The 3,810-nt window shown below is 61.8% G+C and carries 4 protein-coding genes and 1 pseudogene; 3 read left to right on the forward strand and 2 right to left on the reverse strand.

Annotated features, from left to right (window positions below; translation table 11 throughout):
- The first annotated feature begins 17 nt into the window (after positions 1-17).
- A complete protein-coding gene (locus tag DBR18_RS21865) occupies positions 18-1,013 on the forward strand; it encodes a hydrolase (RefSeq protein ID WP_108591873.1) in 996 nt (331 codons plus the stop codon).
- Positions 1,010-1,840 (forward strand): AraC family transcriptional regulator, encoded by an 831-nt coding sequence (locus DBR18_RS21870; protein WP_108591874.1) that lies wholly within the window; start codon positions 1,010-1,012, stop codon positions 1,838-1,840. The genes DBR18_RS21865 and DBR18_RS21870 overlap by 4 nt, the downstream gene beginning before the upstream one ends.
- A 78-nt stretch (positions 1,841-1,918) precedes the next feature.
- Here the strand turns inward: DBR18_RS21870 and DBR18_RS21875 are convergent, their stop codons facing one another.
- Together DBR18_RS21875 and DBR18_RS21880 are read right to left on the reverse strand one after the other, a co-directional pair.
- Entirely contained in the window at positions 1,919-2,773 is an 855-nt protein-coding gene (locus DBR18_RS21875) for a sulfurtransferase (RefSeq protein ID WP_108591875.1), read from the reverse strand.
- Positions 2,774-2,803: 30 nt separating this feature from the next.
- A complete protein-coding gene (locus DBR18_RS21880) occupies positions 2,804-3,475 on the reverse strand; it encodes a TetR/AcrR family transcriptional regulator (protein WP_108591876.1) in 672 nt (223 codons plus the stop codon).
- A 147-nt stretch (positions 3,476-3,622) separates the two neighbouring features.
- On the opposite strand from DBR18_RS21880, the pseudogene DBR18_RS21885 reads away from it, so the two are divergent.
- Positions 3,623-3,810, forward strand: a pseudogene (locus DBR18_RS21885) (coniferyl-aldehyde dehydrogenase); the annotation flags it as partial.

Consider the following 3,810-nt stretch of genomic DNA (forward strand, 5'->3'; position numbering starts at 1 on the left):
CTGCATCGAGAACCATCGTGCCTGCTTCATCAGAACGCTTCACCCCCGCCTTCGGCCTCGGCAATCCGCACCTACAGACCTTGTGGGGGCCGCTGTGGCGCAAAACCGTGCACCTTGATCGCGAACGCGAACGCCTGTGGCTGGATGACGGCGATTTCCTCGATCTCGACTGGCACGGCCCGCACAGCGCCGAGGCGCCGCTGGTACTGGTGCTGCACGGGCTGACCGGCTCCTCCAATTCGCCTTACGTCGCCGGGATCCAGGCCGCCCTCGCCGCCCAAGGCTGGGCCAGTGTCGCGCTGAACTGGCGCGGCTGCTCCGGCGAACCCAACCTGCTGCCGCGCAGTTACCACTCCGGCGCCAGCGAAGACCTCGCCGAAGCCATCAGACACCTGCGTGCCAAGCGCCCGCTGGCGCCGCTGTATGCGGTGGGCTATTCCCTGGGCGGCAATGTGTTGCTCAAGCATCTGGGCGAGACCGGCAGCGACAGCGGCGTGCTCGGGGCCGTAGCGGTGTCGGTGCCGTTTCGCCTTGATCAGTGTGCCGATCGGATCGGCCAGGGTTTCTCCAAGGTCTATCAGGCGCATTTCATGCGCGAGATGGTCGCCTACATCAAGAACAAGCAACGGCAGTTTCAGCATGACGGGCGCGAGGATGGCCTAGCGGCCCTGGCAGCGCTCGGCTCACTGGAGAACATGCGCACCTTCTGGGACTTCGATGGCCGGATCACCGCGCCGCTGCACGGTTTTACCGATGCCGAGGATTACTATCGGCGGGCGTCGAGTCGCTATTTTCTCGGCGAGATTCGTACCCCGACCCTGATCATTCAGGCAGCGGACGATCCGTTCGTGTTTCCCCACAGTCTGCCGACCGCCGAGGAACTGTCCGCCAGCACCCAGTTCGAGTTACAGGCCAAGGGTGGGCATGTCGGGTTTGTCGATGGCACATTCCGCCAGCCCGGTTACTACCTGGAGCGGCGCATCCCGCAATGGCTGGCCCGTGTGACGTCATGAGCGATCAGGGCGAGTCGATCCGCTTCTGGCAAACCGCGCCGCTGGCCGGAGTCGAGTTATTGTCGGCGCGCTACATCGAGCATCGCTTCGCCCCGCACGTCCACGACGGTTATGTGATCGGCATGATCATGGCCGGCGCCCAGCGTTATCGCTATCGCGGCGCCGAACACCTGGCCGGCAGCGGCACGCTGGTGCTGATCAATCCCGATGAACTGCACACCGGCCACAAGGGCACCGAGGACGGTTGGCTGTACCGGGCGTTTTATCCCGATACCGGACAGATCGTGTCCCTGCTCGAAGAACTGGAACTGCCCACCGCACCGATGCCGGCGTTTGGCGCGACCCTGTACCGCGACCCGGATCTGGTCAACGGTTTCTGTCAGCTGCATCGTTTGCTGGAAAGCCCGGCCACCGCCCTGCAGCAGCAGACGATGTGGCGCGAAATGATGATGCTGCTGTTGCAGCGCCATGCGGCGGTGCAGATCAACGGCAAACCGGGCAAGGAACACCGCGCGGTGGTGATGGCCAAGGAGCTGCTGCACGCGCAACTCGCGGCGCCGCCATCGCTGGAAGAACTGGCGGCTGCGGTCAACCTGTCGCCTTTCCATTTTGCCCGGGTATTCCGCCGCGCCACCGGCATGCCGCCGCACACCTGGCTGATGCAGCAGCGCATCGCCACCGCACGGGGTTTATTGCAGAGTGGTTGTCTGCCGGTGGAAGTCGCCATGCAGTTGGGCTTTGCCGACCAGAGTCATCTGAGCCGGCAGTTCAAGCAGGTTTACGGGGTTGGGCCGGCGGCGTATCGCAGTGCCCGCGTGGAACGATAAAAGATCGCAGCCTTCGGCAGCTCCTACAGGGAAATGCATTCCAATGTAGGAGCTGCCGAAGGCTGCGATCTTTTGACTTTATTCGCCGGTGGCGATGCCCCGAGCAGGCTCGTTGATCCACTCACTCCACGACCCGGCATACAGCGAACCCAACGGATAACCCGCCAGGCACAACGCAAACAGGTTGTGACACGCCGTCACCCCGGAACCGCAATAAGCCACCAGCTCCGTTGGCGAACGATCACCAAGTTTCGCGGCAAAGCGCTGCTTGAGCTGCTCTGCCGGCAGAAAGCAACCGTCGCTGCCGAGGTTCTCGGTAAACGCTGCGCATTGCGCACCGGGAATGTGCCCGGCAATCGGGTCGATCGGCTCCACTTCGCCCTTGAAGCGCGGCAAGGCCCGGGCGTCGAGCAATGTCAGCGACGGCTGAGCAAGGCGCTTCTGCAATTGTTCGGCGCTCAGCAGCAGTTTCATGTCCGGCTGACCGCTGAAATTGCCGCGGCTGACCGATGGCGCATCCAGACTCAGCGGCAAACCCGCCGCGTGCCAGGCCTTGAGCCCGCCGTCCAGAATGAACACGCCGTCGCGCTTGCCCAGCCACGCCAGCAGCCACCAGGCGCGGGCGGCATAGGCACCGGGGCCGTCGTCATACAAAACCACGTCGCTGTCGGCATTGATGCCCCACGCCTGCAGGCGTTCGATCAACGCTGTCGGCTCGGGCAGCGGGTGGCGCCCGGTCACACCTTTGATCACTTTGCCGCTGAGGTCACGCTCAAGGTCGGCAAAACGGGCGCCGGCAATGTGCCCTTCGGCATAGCTGCGCTGTCCGTAATCCGGGTCTTCGAGGGCAAAACGACAATCGAGAATCACCAGCCCCGGCTGCTCTTTGCGGGCATCGAGTTGCTGCGGGCTGATCAACTGGGCAATCGGCATAACGGGCTCCTGCGGCGATCAATGGATGGACTAGCGGCCTTCTTCCAGCGCCTGGGCCAACGGCACGTAAAACTCTTCAAAGAGTGAATTGACCTCATCGCGTGCCTCATCGGTGACGAACCCCGCCTCAAGCACCAACACCTGATATACACCACGCTTGATGGCTTGTTCGCTCAGGTAGTTGGAGTTTTCACGGGTCGTGCACAAGAAGCGCACCCAGGACGTGAGGATGATCCACGCGTTGAGTGTCAGCGATTCAATCTGCACCCGATCCATTTTCAGGATACCGGCAGCGACGAATCCCTCGTAGATCGCAGCCCCCTGGATCACACAGCGCTGGGAGAAACGTCGGTAGCGCTCGGCCAGATCCTGATCGCTGTCGAGCAGGTGCTCGAGGTCGCGATGCAGAAACCGGTAACGCCACATCGCCGAAAGCAGTTCCTTGAGATAGAAACGCTTGTCCTCGACCGTCGCGGCACGCCCCTGCGGCGGCTTCAGGAAGCTGTCCACCAGGTTTTCGTATTCGCTGAACAGCACAGCGATGATCGCCTGCTTGTTGGGGAAGTGGTAATACAGGTTGCCCGGAGAAATCTCCATGTGGGCAGCAATGTGGTTGGTGCTGATGCTGCGCTCGCCCTGCTGATTGAACAGCTCGAGACTGTTCTGAACGATGCGCTCGCTGGTTTTTATTCGTGGGGCCATGGCTTGAGCTTTAATTCAGAGTGCGTTGGCGGGCCATCTTACGGCTTAACGTGAATGGGATAAAACACTGCCGAGTCAGGAAGTCATTTGACTTTCTAGAGCATAGACTCTAGAAAGTTCCTCACAACAGTAAATCCGGAGCCCACGATGACTGCCGACATTGCCTATCTGCAAACGCTGCAACAGCCGCTGGATGAACTCAATCGACTGTTCGACGCGCAGCGGGCCGCCTACGCCGCCAACCCGATGCCACCCGCCGCCCAGCGCCAGCAGTGGCTCAAGGCATTGGCCGAGTTGTTGAGCGATGAACGTCAGGCATTGATCGACGCCATCAG

This window comes from Pseudomonas sp. HMWF021, from assembly GCF_003061005.1.
Classification (GTDB): Bacteria; Pseudomonadota; Gammaproteobacteria; order Pseudomonadales; family Pseudomonadaceae; genus Aquipseudomonas.

Excerpts from the sequence above, each read along its gene's own strand:
- DBR18_RS21870 (WP_108591874.1), top strand. The coding sequence starts at position 1,010 with ATGAGCGATCAGGGCGAGTCGATCCGCTTCTGGCAAACCGCGCCGCTG.
- DBR18_RS21875 (WP_108591875.1), bottom strand. The coding sequence starts at position 2,773 with ATGCCGATTGCCCAGTTGATCAGCCCGCAGCAACTCGATGCCCGCAAA.
- DBR18_RS21880 (WP_108591876.1), bottom strand. The coding sequence starts at position 3,475 with ATGGCCCCACGAATAAAAACCAGCGAGCGCATCGTTCAGAACAGTCTC.